Source organism: Nonomuraea longispora, assembly GCF_004348345.1.
GTDB lineage: Bacteria > Actinomycetota > Actinomycetes > Streptosporangiales > Streptosporangiaceae > Nonomuraea > Nonomuraea longispora.
This window is the reverse complement of sequence record NZ_SMJZ01000190.1, coordinates 1-17,681: the sequence shown is the minus strand read 5'-3', so window position 1 is coordinate 17,681 and position 17,681 is coordinate 1. Positions and strand designations below refer to the sequence as shown.

Sequence of the window (17,681 nt, the reverse complement as noted above, 5' to 3'; positions counted from 1 at the left end):
GTGCTGGGCGGCCGGCTGGCGGCCCGCTGGGGCCGGCTGCGCACGATGCGGCTGGCCTACCTGCTGGCGATCCCCGCCGTGGCCGGCGTGGTGCTCGTTCCCGGCCCTGTCGCGTACGCCTTCGTCGCCGCTTCGTCGATCGCCCTGTACGCCCCGTTCTCGCTGCACGTGACGCTGGGGCAGGACTTCCTGCCCGGCCGGGTGGGGACGGCCAGTGGCGTGACCCTGGGGCTGGCGGTGAGCGTCGGCGGGCTGGCGAGCCCGCTGGTGGGCGCGGTGGCGGAGGCGGCGACGCTGAGGGTGGCGCTGGCGTGCCTGGTCGTGTTCCCCGTCCTGGCCTGGTTGCTGGCGCGGACGCTGAAGGAACCCGTCCCCGAACCCGCCGGCTGACCCCGCGCTCCGGCTCAGGGGCGGGTTCTGAGCCGGACGGCGCTGGTGTTGTCGGCCTGGGAGGGGTCGAGGGCGGAGGAGGCGACGTGCGCGACGACGCGCAGGGGCGCCCGCACGTTCCGGGCGACGGCGATCGTGGCGGTGACGCGCACCGGCCGGCGCGGGTGGACGGCGGGGATCGTGCAGGCGGCCTTGGCGGGTTCGTGTACGCAGCCGCCGCTGGTCGCGGTGAGGGTCGTGCCGGGCGGCAGGGTGAGCGTGACGGGCACGTGGGCGGCGGCCATCAGGCCGCGCAGGCGGACGGTGGCCGTGACGGTGGCGGTGGCGCCGCGCTTGACCGGTTTCCTGGGTCTTTTGAGCGTGATGGACAGGGCGTCGTACACGCCGCTCGGGTCGGCCTGGCGGACGATGGCGCCGTAGCCTTCCGCGTTGAGCGCGTTGGCGACGGCGTTGCCCGCGGCGTAGCCGTCCTCCTTGCCCGCCGACAGCACCCCGACCAGGTCCCGGGTGCCTCGGATGAGCCACGGCCCGCCGCTGTGGCCCTTGTGCAGGTGGCAGTTGTGCGTCTCCAGCCGGCCGGGCGGCAGCGCCGTGCCGGACCGCCCGGCAAGCAGGGCGGCGGGGAGGGTGGCGCCGAGCACCATGCCGGTGGCCGGCCGGGTGCGGCCGAGGCACCAGAGCTGGTCCCGCCCGTCGTACGGCTGCCGGCCGGGCACCCCCGGGTAGCCCCTGGTGACGACGGTGTGCCTGCCGCCCTGGCTGCGCATAGGGGTGAAGGCGCCGACGGTCGCCTGGAGGGTGCGCTTGCGCGGGCCGACCTCGATGAGGGCGATGTCGTGGACGGAGTTCCAGTCGCCGCCGGTCAGGCCGGTGTAGCCGTCGGGTTTCCACGCCCGCCGGCCGCCCCACCGCCCGTACGGTTCGCGTTCGCCGACGGTGTCCGCCCGCCCGTCGTAGGCGGGGACGAACGCGAAGCGTTGGTGCCAGCGGCCGGCCGCCGCGCCCGCTGGGACGCTGTAGACGCAGTGGGCGGCGGTGACGACGAGCGTGTGCGCGGCGGAGCGGACGACGGAGGCGCTGCAGGAGTCGCCCTGCCCGCCGGAGTTGACGAAGAAGAGCCTGCCGGTGATCCGGCTGTCTGCGGCGCGTGTGTACGGCCGCCGTACGCGGGCGTATCCGTTGGCGTCGCTGCCCGGGGTGAGGCGCTTGGAGGCGGGGACGCTGTGCCGCCGTGTGCCCGCGACGTCCGCCGTGCCCCGCCTGGGGGCGGCCACGGTCTCCGGCGGGTTCGCGGCGGCGGCCTGCCGCGCGGGGGTCCAGTAGCGTACGGCGTGTCCTGGGCGCATGAGCGGCGACGACGCGGCGCCGGAGTGTGCCTGGCTCTGGACGGGCGGCCCGGGGTGGGTGCCGGAGTGGGTGCCGGAATGGGTGACCGTGTGGACGGCGGGCGGGGCGGGTGCGAGGGACAGCCACGCCAGCGTGGCCACCACGATGACCAGTGTCTTCGGCACAGCGTCCCTCCCGGACACGTCGATACCTCAGATCACTCTAAGTCATCATTTGTAAACAAATTGTAGCTTATGGGTTCGGGTGTCGTCCGTTCAGCCCGCGGCGGCGTCCGTGCCCGGCGGGGCGATCCCGGTCGTGCGGGCCTCCGACGGCTCGCGGTCGGGGCGCAGGCCGCGCCAGGACGGGTGGCGCAGCCTGCCGTCGCCGGTGACCTCGGCGTACTGCACCTCGCCGACCATCCGCGGCTCGACCCAGCGCGCGTCGCGGGCGTCCTCACGCGGCACCGGCTCGTCGAACGGCGGGCCGGGCCGCTCCAGCGGCGTCAGGCGGTCGCGCAGTTCGCGCAGCATGGCCTCGGTGAACCCGGTGCCGACGTGGCCCACGTACCGCAGCCGGCCGCGCTGGTCGTACGCGCCGAGCAGCAGCGAGCCGATCGTGCCGGTACGCCGCCCGCCTCCCGGTTTCCACCCGCAGATCACGACCTCGGTGGCGCTGACGTTCTTGACCTTCGTCCATTCGGAGTTGCGCCGGCCCGGCCGGTACGGCGAGCTCATCCGTTTGCACACGACCCCTTCGAGGCCGAGGCGGCGGGAGGAGTCGACCGCCTGCTCGGCGTGGTCGGCGAACCAGACGGGCACCTGCCACCGGTATCCGGGCGTGAGCGTGCTCTCCAGCAGGTCCCTGCGCTCGATGTACGGCCGCGCGATGACGGCGTCGTCGCCGAGGTGCAGGATGTCGAACGCCATGAACGTCACCGGCACCGACCTGGTCAGCTCGGCCACGATCCGGGGATTGCGCTGGTGCATCCGGGGTTGCAGCGCCTCGAAGCTGGGCCGTCCCGCCTCGTCGAAGGCGACGATCTCCCCGTCGATGACGGCCGGGCGCCCGCCGGTGGCGCCTCCCATGAGCTGCAGTTCGGGGTAGGCGGGGGTGATGTCCTTGGCGTTGCGCGACATCAGGCGTACGGCGCCGTCCTCGACGTAGGCGAGCGCGCGTACGCCGTCCCACTTCATCTCGACGGCCCAGTCCGCGCCCTGGACGGCGGTCAGGGTGCCGAGCTGGGCCAGCATCGGCCTGTAGGCGGGCAGCCGGACCATGGTGCTTGCCGTACCCCGTCCGTCCGGCCGTCAGTGTTCGGCGGGGGTTTACAGATGGTCAAGGGGCGTCTTCTCGACGAGGTCGGCGAGGTCGACGCCGTGCTCGCCGAGCTCGGCGACGGTGGTGCAGTAGCCGCGCAGGTAGCTTCTGCCGTTGACCTGATGGGAGACGCGCAACAGCGGGCGATCATCGAGGATGATCGCCTCGACGAGGATGCCGCCGGGGCCGTGCCACTGTCCCATGCCGGAGAGGGTAGGGGAATCGGACATACGGGACAAGCGATATTGGGGAATGCGCGCGGCGGGCGGCCGGCTCACGCGCGCGCCCTCCGGCGACCGCGACACACGGACGGCGTAAAGCTCCGTAACTTAAATTTTCCGTTGTCATGAGATATCCGGGCACGGCGCGTTAACGAGTGCGCGGCGCGGGCAGTGAGTAGGCACCTTCGGCTTTTCCCGGCCGTGGCCGTGCCCCCGTGACGGCCACGGCTCCCGCCCCGGCAGGCCCGGTCCGGGGTGACGGCGGCCGCGGGCGCGGCTTCGGCGAGCGCCGCCCCCGCGGCCGTCGCATTCCGCGCCCGCATGGTCCGCATGGTGGACGGATGAGGATCCGCCGCCCGGACTCCGTAAACTGTGATGGTGATTTCCCGTATCGACATGCGCGGTTCGCTTCCCGCGGACCTGCGCGACGTGCTGCCCCGCGCCGAGATCGACGTCGAGGCCGCCCTGGAGAAGGTGCGGCCCATCTGTGAGGACGTGCGCCATCGTGGGGCGGCAGCCGTACGGGAGCTGACCGCCAGGTTCGACGGTGTCGAGATCGCCACCACCCGCGTTCCCGCCGAGGCGCTCGAGCGGGCGCTGCGCGAGCTCGACCCCAGGGTCAGGGCGGCGCTGGAGGAGTCGATCAGGCGGGCCAGGCTCGTCCACCGCGACCAGCGGCGCGCCGACGTCACCACCCAGGTCGTGCCCGGCGGCACGGTGACCGAGCGGTGGGTGCCGGTCGAGCGCGTGGGCCTCTACGTCCCGGGCGGCCGGGCGGTCTATCCGTCCAGCGTGGTGATGAACGTCGTGCCCGCCCAGGAGGCCGGCGTCGGCTCGCTGGCCGTGACCAGCCCGGCGCAGAAGGAGCACGGCGGGCTGCCGCACCCCACGGTCCTGGCCGCGTGCGCGCTGCTCGGCGTCGACGAGGTGCACTCCGCCGGCGGGGCTCAGGCGGTGGCCATGTTCGCCTACGGCACCGAGGACTGCCCGGCGGCCACGATGGTCACCGGCCCCGGCAACATCTACGTGGTGGCGGCCAAGCGGCTGCTCAAGGGCCGCATCGGCATCGACTCCGAGGCTGGCCCCACCGAGATCGCCATCCTCGCCGACGAGACGGCCGACCCGGTCCACGTCGCCGCCGACCTGATCAGCCAGGCCGAGCACGACACGATCGCCGCCGCAGTGCTGGTCACCACCAGCGCCGAGCTGGCCGACGCGGTCGAGAAGGAGCTGCCGGGGCAGGTCTCCGCGACCCGGCATTCCGAGCGCATCACCGAGGCGCTGAACGGCAGGCAGTCGGGCATCGTGCTGGTGAGCTCCATAGACGACGGCCTCAAGGTCGTCGACGCCTACGCCGCCGAGCACCTGGAGATCCACACCGCAGACGCCGCGGCCGTCGCCGCCCGCGTCAGGAACGCCGGGGCGATCTTCGTGGGCACCTACGCGCCCGTCTCGCTCGGCGACTACCTCGCCGGGTCCAACCACGTGCTGCCGACGGGCGGCTGCGCCTGTCACTCCGGCGGCCTGTCGGTGCAGTCGTTCCTGCGCGGCGTCCACGTCGTCGACTATTCCCGCGAGGCGCTCGCGGGAGCGGCGGCCCACGTGTCGGCCCTGGCCGACGCCGAAGACCTGCCCGCACACGGTGCCGCGATCCGCGCCCGTTTCGACTGGCGAGTGCCCACGGAGACCGAGTGAACCTCGACGACCTGCCCATCCGCGACGACCTGAGGGGCAAGACGCCCTACGGCGCGCCCCAGATCGACGTCCCGGTGCGGCTCAACACCAACGAGAACCCCTACCCGCCCTCGCCCCGCCTGGTCGACGACCTGGCCGAGGCGGTGCGGGCCCAGGCGGGCGATCTCAACCGCTACCCCGACAGGGACGCCACCGCCCTGCGCGCCGACCTGGCCGCCTATCTCGGCCACGGCCTGGCCACCGAGCAGGTGTGGGCCGCCAACGGCTCCAACGAGGTGCTCCAGCAGATTCTGCAGGCGTTCGGTGGCCACGGCCGCACCGCCATCGGGTTCGAGCCCTCCTACTCGATGCACCCGATCATCACCAGCGGCACCAGCACCGAGTGGATCCAGGCCGGCCGCGAGGCCGACTTCTCGATCGACCCGGGCAAGGCCGTGGCCGCGATCGAGGAGCACCGGCCCGACATCGTGTTCCTGGCCTCGCCCAACAACCCGACCGGCACCGCCCAGCCGCTGGCCACGATCGAGGCGGTCCTGGCCGCCGCGCCGGGCGTGGTCGTGGTCGACGAGGCCTACGCGGAGTTCGCCCGTGAGGGCACCCCGTCGGCGCTCACCCTGCTGTCCGACCATCCGCGGCTGATCGTCACCAGGACGATGTCCAAGGCGTTCGCCATGGCCGGCACCCGGCTCGGCTACCTCGCCGCGCATCCGGCCGTGGTGCAGGCGCTGCTGCTGGTGCGCCTGCCGTACCATTTGTCGACGCTCACCCAGACGGCGGCGCGCGTGGCGCTGCGGCACCACGCCGAGTTGCTGGGCACCGTCGACGCGCTGCGGCGCGAGCGCGACGACACGGTGGCGTGGCTGCGCTCCAAGGGCCTGCGGGTGGCCGACTCCGACGCGAACTTCGTGTTGTTCGGACGGTTTCCCGACCGGCGCGCTGTGTGGGAGGGCCTGCTGGAGCGCGGGGTGCTCATCCGCGAGGTGGGCCCGCCAGAATGGCTGCGGGTGTCGATCGGCACCGGCGAGGAGATGGCGGCGTTCCGCGCCGCCCTGGAAGGAGTGCTGTGAGCCGCGTCGGCCGCGTCGAGCGCGTTACGAAGGAGACCTCGGTCCTGGTGGAGGTCGGCCTCGACGGCACCGGCCGGGTCGAGGTGTCGACCGGGGTCGGCTTCTACGACCACATGCTGGCCCAGCTGGGCAAGCACGGCCTGTTCGACCTCACGGTCAAGACCGAGGGCGATCTGCACATCGACTCGCACCACACGATCGAGGACACCGCGCTGGCGCTGGGCGCGGCGTTCCGCGAAGCGTTGGGCGACAAGTCGGGCATCAGGCGGTTCGGCAGCGCGTCGTGTCCGCTGGACGAGTCCCTGGCCCAGGTCACCGTCGACCTGTCCGGCCGCCCCTACCTCGTGCACTCCGAGCCCGAGGGCATGGCGCCGATGATCGGCCCCGAATACGACACGACGATGACCCGCCACATCCTGGAGTCGTTCGTCGCCCAGGCGGCCGTCTGCCTGCACGTCCACGTCCCCTACGGGCGCAACGCCCACCACGTCGTGGAGTCCCAGTTCAAGGCCCTGGCCAGGGCCCTGCGCGAGGCGTCGGAGCCCGACCCCCGCGCCACGGGGGTGCCCAGCACCAAGGGCGTCCTGTGACGGACAACCTCATCGCCGGCGTGATGGTCTTCATCGGGCTGTTCCTCATCGGCGGGGTGTTCTCCCTGGCCAAACAGGGTCTCAAGCTCGGTGCGGCGATCTGCGCGCTGGGCGCGGCAATGGCGATCACGGCGGGGGTGCTGTGGTGGTGAGCAAGAACGTGGTGGTGCTCGACTACGGGTCGGGCAACCTGCGCTCGGCCGAACGGGCGCTGACCCGGGCCGGCGCCGACGTGAGCGTGACGTCCGACTTCGACGCCGCGCTGTCGTGCGACGGTCTCGTCGTGCCGGGCGTCGGCGCGTTCGAGGCCTGCATGACGGGTCTCAAAGGCGTGCGCGGCGAGCAGATCATCGGCCGCCGCCTGTCCGGGGGGCGTCCGGTGCTGGGCATCTGCGTCGGCATGCAGATCCTGTTCGCCCGTGGGGTGGAGCACGGCGTCGAGACCGAGGGCTGCGGCGAGTGGCCGGGCACAGTCGGCCGGCTCGACGCCCCCGTGCTGCCCCACATGGGCTGGAACACCGTCAAGGCGCCCGCGGGCAGCGTGCTGTTCGCCGGGCTCGACCCCGCCACCCGCTTCTACTTCGTGCACTCCTACGGCGTGCGCGACTGGGAGCTGCGGGCGGGTGACGGCTTCTCCGACCCGCTCGTCACGTGGGCCGAGCACGGCGTGCCGTTCGTGGCAGCCGTGGAGAACGGCCCTCTCATGGCCACCCAGTTCCACCCGGAGAAGTCCGGCGACGCAGGCGCCACCCTGCTGCGCAACTGGCTCGGCACCCTGTGAGCGGGCGAACCGGCCGGGAGGCCCGGTGAGCAAGGAACGCGCCCGGCGCAGGGCCGAGCGTGAGGCCGAGCGGGCCCGCGCCATCCGGGCCAACGAGCTGCGGCAGGCACGCCGCGCCCGCCGCCGCGCCCTCCTGTCGCGTATGCTCCCGCGCCCGGCGCGGGCCGCTCGCCAGGGCGGCCTGCTCGCCCGCCGCCGCCGCGCCCAGAACGCCGTGGTGGCGCTCGGGCTCCTGCTCGTGCAGGTGCTCGTCTGGCTGGTCTGGGGCTCGCTCCTGCTCAGCTTCGGTGTTCTCGTCCTGTCCCTGCTGCTCACACCCGTTGTCGTGACCCTCGCCTTCGACCGGAGGATCTGATGTCGCTGCTCCTGCTGCCCGCCGTCGACGTGGCCGGCGGCCAGGCCGTACGCCTGACCCAGGGCGAAGCCGGCACCGAGACCCGCCACGGCGAACCTCTCGCCGCCGCGCTCGCCTGGCAGGAAGCCGGCGCCGAGTGGATCCACCTGGTCGACCTCGACGCCGCGTTCGGCAGGGGCGGCAACCGCGAGCTGATCGCCGAGGTCATCGGCAAGCTCGACGTGAACGTCGAGTTGTCCGGCGGCATCCGCGACGACGACTCGCTGGCCGCCGCGCTGGCCACCGGCTGCCGCCGGGTCAACATCGGCACCGCCGCCCTGGAGAACCCCGGCTGGTGCCGGAAGGTCATCGCCGAGCACGGCGACCGGATCGCCGTGGGGCTCGACGTGCGCGGCGACACGCTGGCCGCCCGCGGCTGGACCAAGGACGCCGGCGACCTGTGGGAGGTGCTCGACCGGCTCGAGGCCGACGGCTGCCCCCGCTACGTCGTCACCGACGTGACCAAGGACGGCATGCTCCAGGGTCCCAACCTCGACCTCTACCGCCGCATCTGCGCCCGCACCGACCGGCCTGTGGTGGCCAGCGGCGGCGTGTCCAGCCTCGATGACCTGGTCGCACTCGCTTCGCTCGTTCCCGACGGACTGGAGGGCGCCATCGTGGGCAGAGCCCTCTACGCTCACGCGTTCACGCTGGAAGACGCGCTTGCCGCGGTACGCGTGTAGTTCGCCGGGAGGGGGCGGGATGAGCGTCAGCAGCATCGGCATGGAGAACACCGGACGGAGGGTGTTCTCCGGAGGTGTCTGGGAGGAAAGGTATGGTTACGCCCGCGCCGTCGTCGCGGGTGACCGGGTGATCGTGTCCGGGTGCACGGCCACCGTCGAAGGAGAGGTGCGCCACCTCGGCGACGCCTACGAGCAGGCACTGACCGCGATCGACATCGCGCTGACGGCCGTCGCGACGGGCGGCCTGACCCGCGACGACGTCGTCATGGTCCGCTATTACGTCGTGGAGCAGCGCCACTTCGACCCCGTCGGGCGCGCCATCCGCGACGTCTTCCGCGACGTGCGACCCGCCTGCACCGGGGTGCGCGTGGCCGGGCTGGTCGACCCTAGGATGCTGGTCGAGATCGAAATCGAGGCACTGCGAGCATGACCGTAGCGGTAAGAGTCATTCCCTGTCTCGACGTGGACGCCGGACGCGTCGTCAAGGGCGTCAACTTCGAGAACCTGCGCGACGCGGGCGACCCGGTCGAGCTGGCCAGGCGCTACGACGAGGAGGGGGCCGACGAGCTGACCTTCCTCGACATCACCGCGTCGTCCGGCGAGCGCGAGACCATGCTCGACGTGGTGCGCAGGACCGCCGAACAGGTGTTCATCCCGCTCACCGTGGGCGGCGGCGTGCGTACGGTCGACGACGTCAACCGGTTGCTGCGCGCCGGCGCCGACAAGGTGTCGCTCAACACCGCGGCCATGGCCCGGCCCGAGCTGCTCACCGAGGCGTCCCGGCGGTTCGGCGCCCAGTGCGTCGTGCTGTCCGTCGACGCGCGACGCGCGCCGGACACGCCGAGCGGCTTCGAGGTGACCACGCACGGCGGCCGCCGCGGCACCGGCATCGACGCGGTGGAGTGGGCCGCCCGCGGCGAGGAACTCGGCGTGGGCGAGATTCTGCTCAACTCGATGGACGGCGACGGCACGCTCGACGGCTACGACCTGGAGATGTTGCGCGCGGTCCGGGCCGTCGTGCGCGTGCCGGTGATCGCCAGCGGCGGTGCCGGACGCCTTGAGGACTTTCCTCCGGCGGTGACGGCGGGCGCCGACGCGGTGCTGGCCGCCAGCGTGTTCCACTTCGGCACGCTGAAGATCTCCGAGGTCAAGGAGACGCTCCGGATGGCGGGCCATCCGGTCCGCTAGCGTCCTCAGAACACCCGAAGGTGGTGGAACAGCTCGTAGGAGGCGTCCTGGGCGGCGAACGCGGCCGCCTCGGACCGTTTGACGGCCAGGTACCCGCTGCGCCGCAACGGCCCGAGCGCCTCCATGAGCACCTCGTCGTTCTCCAGCGCGTCGAGCGCCTCGTCCAGTGACGACGGCAGGCGCTGGAAGCGGCCCGGCTGCGTGTCGGGGTCGACGTTCACGGCCGCGCCCGGGTCGAGCTTGCGCCGGATGCCGTCGAGGCCCGCGTGGATGACGGCTCCCAGCGACAGGTACGGGTTGGCGGAGGAGTCGGACGGCTTCAGCTCCAGGTTGGGCTCACCGGTGTCCCCGAGAGGGGAGCAGACGCGGACCGCGGCCTCCCGGTTGTCGGGGCCGTAGACGGCGTACGCGCTCGACCACATGCGGGGCGCCAGGCGCCGGAAGCTGTTGACGCTGCCGCAGGTCAGCGCGGTGAGGGCGGGCAGATGGGCGATCAGGCCGCCGATGAAGCCGTCGCGCGTCTCGTCGTCGCCGGCGAAGACGTTGCGGCCGTCGCGCCACAGCGACAGGTGCAGGTGGGAGCCGTTGCCGGCCTGGTCGGCCAGCGGTTTGGGGGCCAGCGAGGCCCACAGCTGCATGCGCATGGCCACGCCGCGCACGGTCTCGCGGTAGAGGACATGGTTGTCGGCGGCCCGCAGCGCCGGCGCGTGGTGGACCGACAGTTCCTGCTGGCCGGGGCCGAGCTCCGGGTGGTAGTGCTCGACGTGCAGGCCCTGCGTCTCCAAGGCGCGGATGAGCTTGATCGTGTAGTCGTGGGCGGTGTCGAAGCCGGTGCCCGCATAGCAGAGCGAGTCGTCGACGGGCACCAGCCGGTCGGGGCCGCCGGACGGGTCGGGCAGGCGGCGGCCGAGCGTGAACTCCGGCTCGAACGCGGCGACCAGCGTGTAGCCGTCGGCGGCCAGTTCGGCGATGGCGTCCTTGAGGAAGGTCCGCGAGCACGCGCCCCACGGGGAGCCGTCGGGCAGCCGCAGATCGGACAACATCGCCGCGGCACCTGGCGCGTGGGGCAACGTGACGTAGGTCGCGGGGTCGGGAACGATGCGTACCTCGCCCACCGGACCCATGTGCTCGACGTCCTGCAGTTGGTCGAGCATGTTCATGGCCATCATGGCCACTGTGTGCCCGATGCCGGTGTTGAGCCGTTCGGCCAGCCGTGACCGGGACGCCGCTTTGCCACGGATCACGCCTCCGTGGTCGGCGTACAGGAAACGAATCAGCTCGATGCCCTCGAGCTCGGCTCGCTCGAGGACGCGCCGCGCGGTGGCGCCGAGCTGATGGATCGTGGTGCCGCTCGGGCGATCTCTCATCCTGCCTGCGTAACACGATCCGGCAGCGCTTGGAAGCACCTCACGCGGACAGGACCGTTGGTCAGGGCGTCAGAACACTGGAGAAGAACGTGGCCAACTGATTGGCTCCCTGAAGAATTCCGTCGAACACACCGTTGACCGCGGCGGCGGCTTCGGCCGGCCGGGTGAACAGGTAGAAGACCACGAACGCGACAGCCACGTAGGTGATCACCTTCTTGACCTGCATGGGGGGCCTCCTGCAGTCCATTCCCAGCCGTATATACCCGGATCTGGGCGATCACTGGCATCTTCTATGAAGATGTTCATGATCCTAACCGGGGGGCTTCTTTCCTCTGCCATGGTAAGGGCTAGAGATGTGGCGTGAGCGCCGATGGCGCCGTGATTTGCGCCATCGGCGACCGGCTACATGCCGAGCGGGGCACCGCGCAGCCGTTCGACGTTCTCGGGCGTGCCGGTGAGCTCCACCTTGGCGTGCTCCTGACGTCCGAAGCAGAACATCAGCAACTCGCCGGCCCTGCCGGTGACCTCGACCTTGGGACCTCCGCGCGGGCCCGCCAGCAGCACTCCACCGCCCAGCCGGTGCAGCACCACGCCCACCGGGGCCCGGCGCAGCATCAGCCGGGAGCCGGACGACAGCCGCTTCCAGAAGAGCTCTTCCAGCTCGGCGGGCAGCTCGCGTGGGTCCCACGACGGCTGCGCGCGGCGGACGTCCTCGTGGTGGACGAAGAACTCGATCGTGTTGACCGCCTCGTCGAGGGCCTTCACGAGCCCGAACACGCCGCCGGGCCGGCGTACTTTGGCGACCAGCTCCGGATAGGGATGCTTGGCCTTGAGCGCGTTCTGGACGGAGGTGGTGTAGCCGGTGAGCGGTTTGAGCGCGATGCCGCCCATCGCGTCGGGCCTGCGCTCGCGCAGCACCAGGTGTGCGGCCAGGTCGTAGGTGCTCCAGCCCGCGCACAACGTCGGCGCGTCGGGGCCGAGCCGGTCGAGCAGGTCGCAGAGCGCGGTGCGTTCGCCACGAGCGTGAGTCACACGAGCAACCCTACCCGCGGGAATAACGAGATGATCAGGGGTGATAGTGACATACGTAGAAATGCCGTGATGAGAGGACCCAACCGAGTGGCGAGCAAGGTCACCTCGGCCGTGATGCGCCAAGGACTGCGGGTCCTTGGGGTGGCCATTCGCGCAGAGAAGGTGGTGTTCGCGCTGGCGGTGCTGGCCAGCGCGGTCTACGGCGGCATGACCGTCGCCTCCGCCTGGGCCCTCGGGTGGGCGACCCAGAACGTCGTGCTGCCCGCCTTCGGCGAGGGCCGCGCCGTCGCGGGCGCGTTGTGGACGGGAACGTTCCTGATCTTCGGCACGGCACTGCTCAAGGCCCTGGGTGTGGCGGGCCGGCGCATCCTGGCCGGCATCCTGCAGTACCGCATGCAGGCCAGGTCGCGCAGGGACGTGACCAAGCAGTACCTGCGGCTGCCGCTGTCGTGGCACCACCGGCACCCGACGGGGCAGCTGCTGTCGAACGCCGGCGCCGACGCCGAGGCCGCCTGGGCGCCGCTGGCGCCGCTGCCGATGGCCGTGGGCGTGATCGTCATGCTGGTCACGGCGGCGGTCGCGATGGTGTTCACGGATCTTGTGCTGGCGCTCGTCGGTTTCCTGATTTTTCCGGCGATCGCCGTACTGAACCTGGTTTATCAGCGCAAGCTCAGCCCGCTCGCCACCCGCGCGCAGCAACTGCGCGCCGAGGTCAGCGAGATCGCGCACGAGAGCTTCGACGGCGCGCTCGTCGTCAAGACCCTCGGCAGGGAGGACCTGGAGACCGAACGGTTCCAGCGGCGCGCCCACGAGCTGCGTGACGCCAACATCGCGGTCGGCCGCGTGCGCGGGCTGTTCGACCCGATGCTGGAGGCCCTGCCCACGATCGGCGTGCTCGCGGTGCTGGCCGTCGGCTCGGCCCGGCTGTCCGGCGGCTCGATCGACTCCGGCGACCTGGTCGAGGTCGCCTACCTGTTCACGCTGCTGGCCTTCCCGATCAGGGCGCTCGGCTGGGTGCTGGCCGAGCTGCCGCGCAGCGTCGTCGGCTGGGGGCGGGTGCAGGCCGTGCTGGACGCGACCGGCTCCATGGAGTACGGGCAGGCCGCCCCGGCCTCGTCGGCGCCCGCCCGGCTCGAGGTGCGCGACGTGTCCTACTCCTACGGCGAGGCCGAGGTGCTGCACGAGGTGACCTTCGACGTGCCCGCCGGGCGCACTGTCGCGCTCGTCGGGCCCACGGGCTCGGGCAAGTCCACCCTCGTGCAGCTGCTCGTCAGGCTCGTCGACCCCGGCAGGGGGCAGGTGCTGCTCGACGGCGTGGACGTGCGGGAGCTCGCCCACGGCCGCATCGCCGAGTCGGTCGCCCTGGTCCCGCAGCAGACGTTCCTGTTCGACGACACCGTGCGCGGCAACATCGCGCTCGGCCTCGACGCCGGCGACGAGGACGTGCGCGCCGCCCTGCGCCTGGCGCAGGCCGACGGGTTCGTCGGGCGGCTGGCCGACGGGCTCGACACGCGCGTCGGCGAGCGCGGCACCTCGCTGTCCGGCGGCCAGCGCCAGCGCATCGCCCTCGCCCGCGCGGTCGTGCGCCGGCCGCGCCTGCTCATCCTCGACGACGCGACCTCCAGCGTGGACCCGCAGGTCGAGGCCAAGATCCTGTACGGGCTGCGGGACGCCGCCGAGGCGTCGACCGTCGTGGTCGTCGCCTACCGGATGGCGACCATCGCCCTCGCCGACGAGGTCGTCTACCTCGACCACGGCCGGGTCGTCGACCGCGGCCCGCACGACGAACTGATCAGGCGCTGCGCCGGCTACCGCAACCTGGTGACCGCCTACGAGCGTGAGGAGGCCGAGCGCGCCGCCATCGACGTGCCGGCCGGAGAAGAAGAGGAGGTCAGCGCATGACGGCCGAGGTCATCCGGGGCAACTCCGAGCGGTCCGCGCTGGCCACCATCCGGCAGGGGCTCTCGCTCACGCCGGAGTTCCGCAAGGGGCTGGTGGTCACGCTGCTGCTGGCCGTCGTCGCGACCATCGGCAAGATCATCGTACCGATCGCCGTCCAGCAGACGATCGACACCGGCCTCAGGACCGGTACTCCCGACACCGCCTACATCACCGGGGCGATCCTGGTCTGCGCGGGCGCGGTGCTGCTCACGGCCGCCGCCGGGTACGTCATGAACGTCCGCCTCTACAAGGCGACGGAGTCGTCACTGGCCACCTTGCGCGTGCGCGGGTTCCGGCACGTGCACGACCTGTCCGTGCTCACCCAGAACACCGAGCGCCGCGGCGCCCTGGTCTCGCGCGTCACCAACGACATCGACCAGATCAGCACGTTCATGCAGTGGGGCGGGCTGATGATCATCGTGGCGTTCGGCCAGCTGTTCGTGGCCACCGTGCTGATGTTCGTCTACTCCTGGCAGCTCACGCTGCTCGTCTGGTTGTGCTTCATCCCCCTGATGATCGCGCTGCCGCGCTTCCAGAAGTTGTTGTCGCGGGCGTACACGGCCGTCCGCGAGCGCACCGGCGACATGCTGGCCGCGATCAGCGAGTCCGTCGTCGGCGCCACCGTCATCAGGGCGTACGCCTCCGAGCGCCGTACGGCCGAGCGCGTCGACCAGGCGGTCGACGCCAACAGGCGCGCTCAGACCAGGGCGCAGACCATCGTCGGCTTCGTGTTCCCGCTCACCGAGATCGTGGCCGCCGTCGCCATCGCCGGCATCGTGCTGATGGGGGTGCGGCTCGGGTTGTCGGGTGACATCTCGCAGGGCGAGCTGGTGGCGTTCCTGTTCCTGATCACCCTGTTCGTCTCGCCGCTCCAGACCGCCACCGAGGTGCTGAACGAGGCCCAGAACGCCGTCGCGGGCTGGCGGCGCGTGCTCGGCGTCATCGACACCCCGCCGGACGTGGCCGACCCCGGGGACAGGGGCGTGGAACTGCCCCGTGGCCCCATCTCGGTCGCCTTCGAGGACGTGCACTTCTCCTACCCGGGAGGCGTGCCCGTGCTGCGTGAGGTCACCCTGGAGATCCCGCCGCGCTCGCGCGTCGCCGTCGTGGGGGAGACCGGGTCGGGCAAGACCACGTTCGCCAAGCTCCTGACGCGTCTCATGGACCCGGGAGCGGGCCGCGTCACCGTGGACGGCCACGACCTGCGCCGCATCCGCTTCTCCTCGCTGCGCGAACGCATCGTCATGGTCCCCCAGGACGGCTTCCTGTTCGACGGGACGCTGGAGGAGAACATCCGCTACGGCAAGCCGTCCGCCACGACCGGCGAGATCCGGCTCGCGATGACAGAGCTGGGCCTGACCGACTGGCTCGAAGGGCTGCCCGGGGGCCTGGACACGGCCGTCGGCCAGCGCGGCGAGTCGCTGTCGGCGGGCGAGCGCCAGCTCGTCGCCCTGGCCCGCGCCTACCTCGCCGACCCCGACCTGCTGCTGCTGGACGAGGCCACCTCGGCGGTCGACCCGGCCACCGAGGTACGGCTGGCGCGGGCCCTGGAGGGCGTCACCCGCGGCCGCACCGCCATCTCGATCGCGCACCGCCTGTCCACGGCGGAGAACGCCGACGAGGTGCTGGTCTTCGACGGGGGCCGCCTGGTGCAGCGCGGTCACCACTCGGAGCTGGTGGGCCGGCCCGGCGTGTACGCCGACCTGCACGCCTCGTGGATCTCAGCGGCCCACTCGTGACCGGGGCGGTGGCCACCGGCGCCTGATCACCGTCTCACCGGGGAGGCGAACGTCACGGTCGTGCCGCGCGGCCCCGACACGATCAGGACGTGCTCGCACACCATGCGCGTCAGCCACAGCCCCCGCCCGCCGAAGCCCATCCCCCTGGGCGGCCGCGTGTCGCCCAGCCATCCGGGCGGCAGCCCCGGGCCGTCGTCGGAGACCTCGCACCACAGGCGCCCGTCCCCCGGCCACACCCGTAACCGCCCGTGGCCTCCGCCGTGCAGCACCGCGTTGGTGGAGACCTCGTTGACCGCCAGCACGAAGTCCTCCAGGCACCCGCCCGCCAGCCCCTCGCCGGCGGCGTGCTCCGTCACGGTCCTGCGCAGCTCCGTGATGTGTCCCCGCGCGAAGCTGAGGCGGAGGATCCGGCTATCCATCGCGCACCCGCCGGACCGCGGCGAACCCGGCCGGATCGTGCCGAGCGTGCTCGGGCGCTGCCCGGGGAGCGGAGCTGACGACGTACACCACGGCGGTCCTCCCACAGGACGCTCGGGAACCCGAAAGTACTCCGCCCAGCGCCATTACGTACCGCATTCTCGGTAAAACCCACCGTGACGCGGCGCGGACAGGTGTACCTTTTCGGCGGGGCCGCCCACGGGAGGGGTCATGAGGAGCATGGGCGCGGATGTGCTGGAGATGACGCGACGCCGACACGGAGACCTCGTGGTGGTGAGCCTGACGGGGGAGGTCGACGTCGACAACGTCTCCGAGGTCAGGAAATGCCTCGACGAGGCTGTGGCGGACCACGGTCCGCGGCTGGTCGTCGATATGACCGGGCTGAGTTTCATCGACACGACAGGGCTCGGCGTGCTGGTGCGCGTGCTCGCCGCCCTGCGCGACAGGGACGGCACGATGGCTCTGGTGGCGCCTCCGGGGCAGGTGCTCCGGCGGCTGCGCAGGACCAACCTGGCGCCGCTGTTCTCCATCTACGACACCCTCCCCCAAGCCCTGACCTGAGGCTCGCGCCGGTGGCGGGGGCGGTGGCGCCGGCTGGTTGAATGGGGTGCATGTCCCTGGACGCCACGATCGCCGCGCGGTTGAAGCGCAACCCCGACGGCCTGGTCCCCGCGATCGCCCAGCAGTACGACACCGGCGAGGTGCTCATGCTGGCCTGGATGAACGACGAGGCGCTGCATCGGACGCTCACCACCGGCAGGGCCACCTACTGGTCGCGCAGCCGCGCGCGGCTCTGGGTCAAGGGCGCGACCTCCGGCCACGTCCAGGTCGTCAAGTCCGTGGCGCTCGACTGCGACGGCGACACCATCCTGGTCAAGGTCGACCAGGTCGAGGGGGCGTGCCACACGGGCGATCGCACCTGCTTCGACGCCGGCCCGCTAGAGCTCGCGCCGAGCTAGGAGCGCGGATGGAGCCCGAGGCGCGGACGTCAAGGCGCGGGGAGCTGTGGGGCTGGGTGGTCATGACGGCCCTCGGCTGCCTGCTCGTGTTGTGGGCCGCAGGCCAGGCATGGGTGACGGTCCTGGGCGACGGCGCCGCGACGGAGGCGCCGAGCGGCGGCGAGCTGAGCCCCGTGCTCAGCCCTGTGGCGTTGGCCGGGCTGGCCGGCGTGGTAGCGGTGCTGGCCACGAAGGGCGCAGGACGCCGGGCCGTCGGGGCGCTGCTCGCCCTGTGCGGGGCCGGCGCCGCGGTGGCGGCGTGGGCGGCGCTGTCGGGCGACACCGTGAGCGAACGCCTGCGCGGGCAGAACGTGTTGTCCGGCGCCGCCGGCCTGTCCTGGGAGGTCGCGCCGCTGTGGCCCGCCGTGACGGCCGCCGGAGCGATACTGGTGACGGCCGGGGGCGTGCTGGCGGTCCTGCGCGGCGGCCGGTGGGCGGGCATGTCGGCCCGCTACGACCGGGCGGCGGGTGAGCCCTCGGCCCGGGTGAGTGACGACAGGGCGCTCTGGGA

General features: G+C 72.1%; 21 protein-coding genes and 1 pseudogene. 15 read left to right on the top strand and 7 right to left on the bottom strand.

Translation table 11 applies throughout. From position 1 onward, the window contains the following. A pseudogene (locus E1267_RS34910) lies at positions 1-390 on the top strand (MFS transporter); the annotation flags it as partial. Between the two features lie 14 nt (positions 391-404). Here the strand turns inward: E1267_RS34910 and E1267_RS34905 are convergent. The 3 genes from E1267_RS34905 to E1267_RS34895 all read right to left on the bottom strand — a co-directional run bounded on the left by E1267_RS34905 (position 405) and on the right by E1267_RS34895 (position 3,239). Beyond that, on the bottom strand, positions 405-1,901 hold the full coding sequence (locus E1267_RS34905; protein ID WP_132339084.1) for a trypsin-like serine peptidase: 1,497 nt from the start codon (positions 1,899-1,901) through the stop codon (positions 405-407). A gap of 90 nt (positions 1,902-1,991) precedes the next feature. Beyond that, positions 1,992-2,996, bottom strand: a complete 1,005-nt coding sequence (gene ligD, locus E1267_RS34900) for a non-homologous end-joining DNA ligase (RefSeq protein WP_132339082.1) — start codon at positions 2,994-2,996, stop codon at positions 1,992-1,994. A 48-nt stretch (positions 2,997-3,044) separates the two neighbouring features. Next, positions 3,045-3,239: a hypothetical protein gene (locus E1267_RS34895; protein ID WP_132339080.1), complete on the bottom strand. Its 195-nt coding sequence runs from the start codon at positions 3,237-3,239 to the stop codon at positions 3,045-3,047. A 396-nt stretch (positions 3,240-3,635) separates the two neighbouring features. On the opposite strand from E1267_RS34895, the gene hisD reads away from it, so the two are divergent. From hisD to hisF, 9 genes are read left to right on the top strand one after another with little or no spacing between them, the layout of a single operon-like run. Beyond that, a complete protein-coding gene (hisD, locus tag E1267_RS34890) occupies positions 3,636-4,952 on the top strand; it encodes a histidinol dehydrogenase (protein WP_132339086.1) in 1,317 nt (438 codons plus the stop codon). After that, complete coding sequence (locus E1267_RS34885) at positions 4,949-6,019, top strand: histidinol-phosphate transaminase (protein ID WP_132339078.1); 1,071 nt, start codon at positions 4,949-4,951, stop codon at positions 6,017-6,019. The genes hisD and E1267_RS34885 overlap by 4 nt, the downstream gene beginning before the upstream one ends. After that, positions 6,016-6,609 (top strand): imidazoleglycerol-phosphate dehydratase HisB, encoded by a 594-nt coding sequence (gene hisB, locus E1267_RS34880; protein WP_132339076.1) that lies wholly within the window; start codon positions 6,016-6,018, stop codon positions 6,607-6,609. The genes E1267_RS34885 and hisB overlap by 4 nt, the downstream gene beginning before the upstream one ends. Next, entirely contained in the window at positions 6,606-6,761 is a 156-nt protein-coding gene (locus tag E1267_RS44880; protein ID WP_165959968.1) for a hypothetical protein, read from the top strand. The genes hisB and E1267_RS44880 overlap by 4 nt, the downstream gene beginning before the upstream one ends. Beyond that, positions 6,758-7,390: an imidazole glycerol phosphate synthase subunit HisH gene (gene hisH, locus E1267_RS34875; RefSeq protein ID WP_132339074.1), complete on the top strand. Its 633-nt coding sequence runs from the start codon at positions 6,758-6,760 to the stop codon at positions 7,388-7,390. The genes E1267_RS44880 and hisH overlap by 4 nt, the downstream gene beginning before the upstream one ends. 25 nt (positions 7,391-7,415) lie before the next feature. Then, the gene (locus E1267_RS34870; RefSeq protein ID WP_132339072.1) at positions 7,416-7,745 is read left to right on the top strand and encodes a hypothetical protein; all 330 of its coding nucleotides are present in this window, start codon (positions 7,416-7,418) and stop codon (positions 7,743-7,745) included. Next, the gene (priA, locus tag E1267_RS34865) at positions 7,745-8,467 is read left to right on the top strand and encodes a bifunctional 1-(5-phosphoribosyl)-5-((5-phosphoribosylamino)methylideneamino)imidazole-4-carboxamide isomerase/phosphoribosylanthranilate isomerase PriA (RefSeq protein WP_132339070.1); all 723 of its coding nucleotides are present in this window, start codon (positions 7,745-7,747) and stop codon (positions 8,465-8,467) included. The genes E1267_RS34870 and priA overlap by 1 nt, the downstream gene beginning before the upstream one ends. A 19-nt stretch (positions 8,468-8,486) precedes the next feature. Next, positions 8,487-8,897: a Rid family hydrolase gene (locus tag E1267_RS34860; RefSeq protein WP_132339068.1), complete on the top strand. Its 411-nt coding sequence runs from the start codon at positions 8,487-8,489 to the stop codon at positions 8,895-8,897. Continuing rightward, positions 8,894-9,655 (top strand): imidazole glycerol phosphate synthase subunit HisF, encoded by a 762-nt coding sequence (gene hisF / locus E1267_RS34855; protein ID WP_132339066.1) that lies wholly within the window; start codon positions 8,894-8,896, stop codon positions 9,653-9,655. Before E1267_RS34860 ends, hisF begins: the two co-directional genes overlap by 4 nt. Before the next feature lie 5 nt (positions 9,656-9,660). Here the strand turns inward: hisF and E1267_RS34850 are convergent, their stop codons facing one another. From E1267_RS34850 to E1267_RS34845, 3 genes are all read right to left on the bottom strand, one after another. Further along, positions 9,661-11,022 (bottom strand): glutamine synthetase family protein, encoded by a 1,362-nt coding sequence (locus E1267_RS34850; protein ID WP_132339064.1) that lies wholly within the window; start codon positions 11,020-11,022, stop codon positions 9,661-9,663. Between the two features lie 61 nt (positions 11,023-11,083). Continuing rightward, on the bottom strand, positions 11,084-11,248 hold the full coding sequence (locus tag E1267_RS44875) for a hypothetical protein (RefSeq protein WP_165959967.1): 165 nt from the start codon (positions 11,246-11,248) through the stop codon (positions 11,084-11,086). Between the two features lie 176 nt (positions 11,249-11,424). Next, positions 11,425-12,054 carry a TIGR03085 family metal-binding protein gene (locus E1267_RS34845; protein ID WP_132339062.1) on the bottom strand — a complete coding sequence of 210 codons (630 nt, stop codon included), beginning with the start codon at positions 12,052-12,054 and terminating at the stop codon, positions 11,425-11,427. A gap of 69 nt (positions 12,055-12,123) precedes the next feature. Between E1267_RS34845 and E1267_RS34840 the strand changes: the two genes are divergently transcribed. Together E1267_RS34840 and E1267_RS34835 are read left to right on the top strand one after the other, a co-directional pair. Then, on the top strand, positions 12,124-13,956 hold the full coding sequence (locus E1267_RS34840) for an ABC transporter ATP-binding protein (RefSeq protein WP_132339060.1): 1,833 nt from the start codon (positions 12,124-12,126) through the stop codon (positions 13,954-13,956). Next, positions 13,953-15,734, top strand: a complete 1,782-nt coding sequence (locus E1267_RS34835) for an ABC transporter ATP-binding protein (protein WP_132339058.1) — start codon at positions 13,953-13,955, stop codon at positions 15,732-15,734. Before E1267_RS34840 ends, E1267_RS34835 begins: the two co-directional genes overlap by 4 nt. Before the next feature lie 26 nt (positions 15,735-15,760). Here E1267_RS34835 and E1267_RS34830 read toward each other — a convergent pair whose 3' ends face one another. Continuing rightward, a complete protein-coding gene (locus tag E1267_RS34830; RefSeq protein WP_132339056.1) occupies positions 15,761-16,153 on the bottom strand; it encodes an ATP-binding protein in 393 nt (130 codons plus the stop codon). A 259-nt stretch (positions 16,154-16,412) separates the two neighbouring features. On the opposite strand from E1267_RS34830, the gene E1267_RS34825 reads away from it, so the two are divergent. The 3 genes from E1267_RS34825 to E1267_RS34815 all read left to right on the top strand — a co-directional run. Then, entirely contained in the window at positions 16,413-16,733 is a 321-nt protein-coding gene (locus E1267_RS34825) for an STAS domain-containing protein (protein WP_165959966.1), read from the top strand. Positions 16,734-16,783: 50 nt separating this feature from the next. Continuing rightward, positions 16,784-17,131 (top strand): phosphoribosyl-AMP cyclohydrolase, encoded by a 348-nt coding sequence (gene hisI / locus E1267_RS34820; protein ID WP_132339052.1) that lies wholly within the window; start codon positions 16,784-16,786, stop codon positions 17,129-17,131. 8 nt (positions 17,132-17,139) lie between these two features. Next, positions 17,140-17,681: Trp biosynthesis-associated membrane protein (locus E1267_RS34815; protein ID WP_132339050.1), on the top strand; the 542-nt coding region annotated here is incomplete at its 3' end.

Coding starts and splice junctions, on each gene's coding strand:
- ligD (WP_132339082.1), bottom strand. CDS start 2,996: ATGGTCCGGCTGCCCGCCTACAGGCCGATGCTGGCCCAGCTCGGCACC.
- E1267_RS34895 (WP_132339080.1), bottom strand. CDS start 3,239: ATGGGACAGTGGCACGGCCCCGGCGGCATCCTCGTCGAGGCGATCATC.
- priA (WP_132339070.1), top strand. CDS start 7,745: ATGTCGCTGCTCCTGCTGCCCGCCGTCGACGTGGCCGGCGGCCAGGCC.
- E1267_RS34860 (WP_132339068.1), top strand. CDS start 8,487: ATGAGCGTCAGCAGCATCGGCATGGAGAACACCGGACGGAGGGTGTTC.
- hisF (WP_132339066.1), top strand. CDS start 8,894: ATGACCGTAGCGGTAAGAGTCATTCCCTGTCTCGACGTGGACGCCGGA.
- E1267_RS34850 (WP_132339064.1), bottom strand. CDS start 11,022: ATGAGAGATCGCCCGAGCGGCACCACGATCCATCAGCTCGGCGCCACC.
- E1267_RS44875 (WP_165959967.1), bottom strand. CDS start 11,248: ATGCAGGTCAAGAAGGTGATCACCTACGTGGCTGTCGCGTTCGTGGTC.
- E1267_RS34840 (WP_132339060.1), top strand. CDS start 12,124: ATGAGAGGACCCAACCGAGTGGCGAGCAAGGTCACCTCGGCCGTGATG.
- E1267_RS34835 (WP_132339058.1), top strand. CDS start 13,953: ATGACGGCCGAGGTCATCCGGGGCAACTCCGAGCGGTCCGCGCTGGCC.
- E1267_RS34830 (WP_132339056.1), bottom strand. CDS start 16,153: ATGGATAGCCGGATCCTCCGCCTCAGCTTCGCGCGGGGACACATCACG.
- E1267_RS34825 (WP_165959966.1), top strand. CDS start 16,413: ATGACGCGACGCCGACACGGAGACCTCGTGGTGGTGAGCCTGACGGGG.
- hisI (WP_132339052.1), top strand. CDS start 16,784: ATGTCCCTGGACGCCACGATCGCCGCGCGGTTGAAGCGCAACCCCGAC.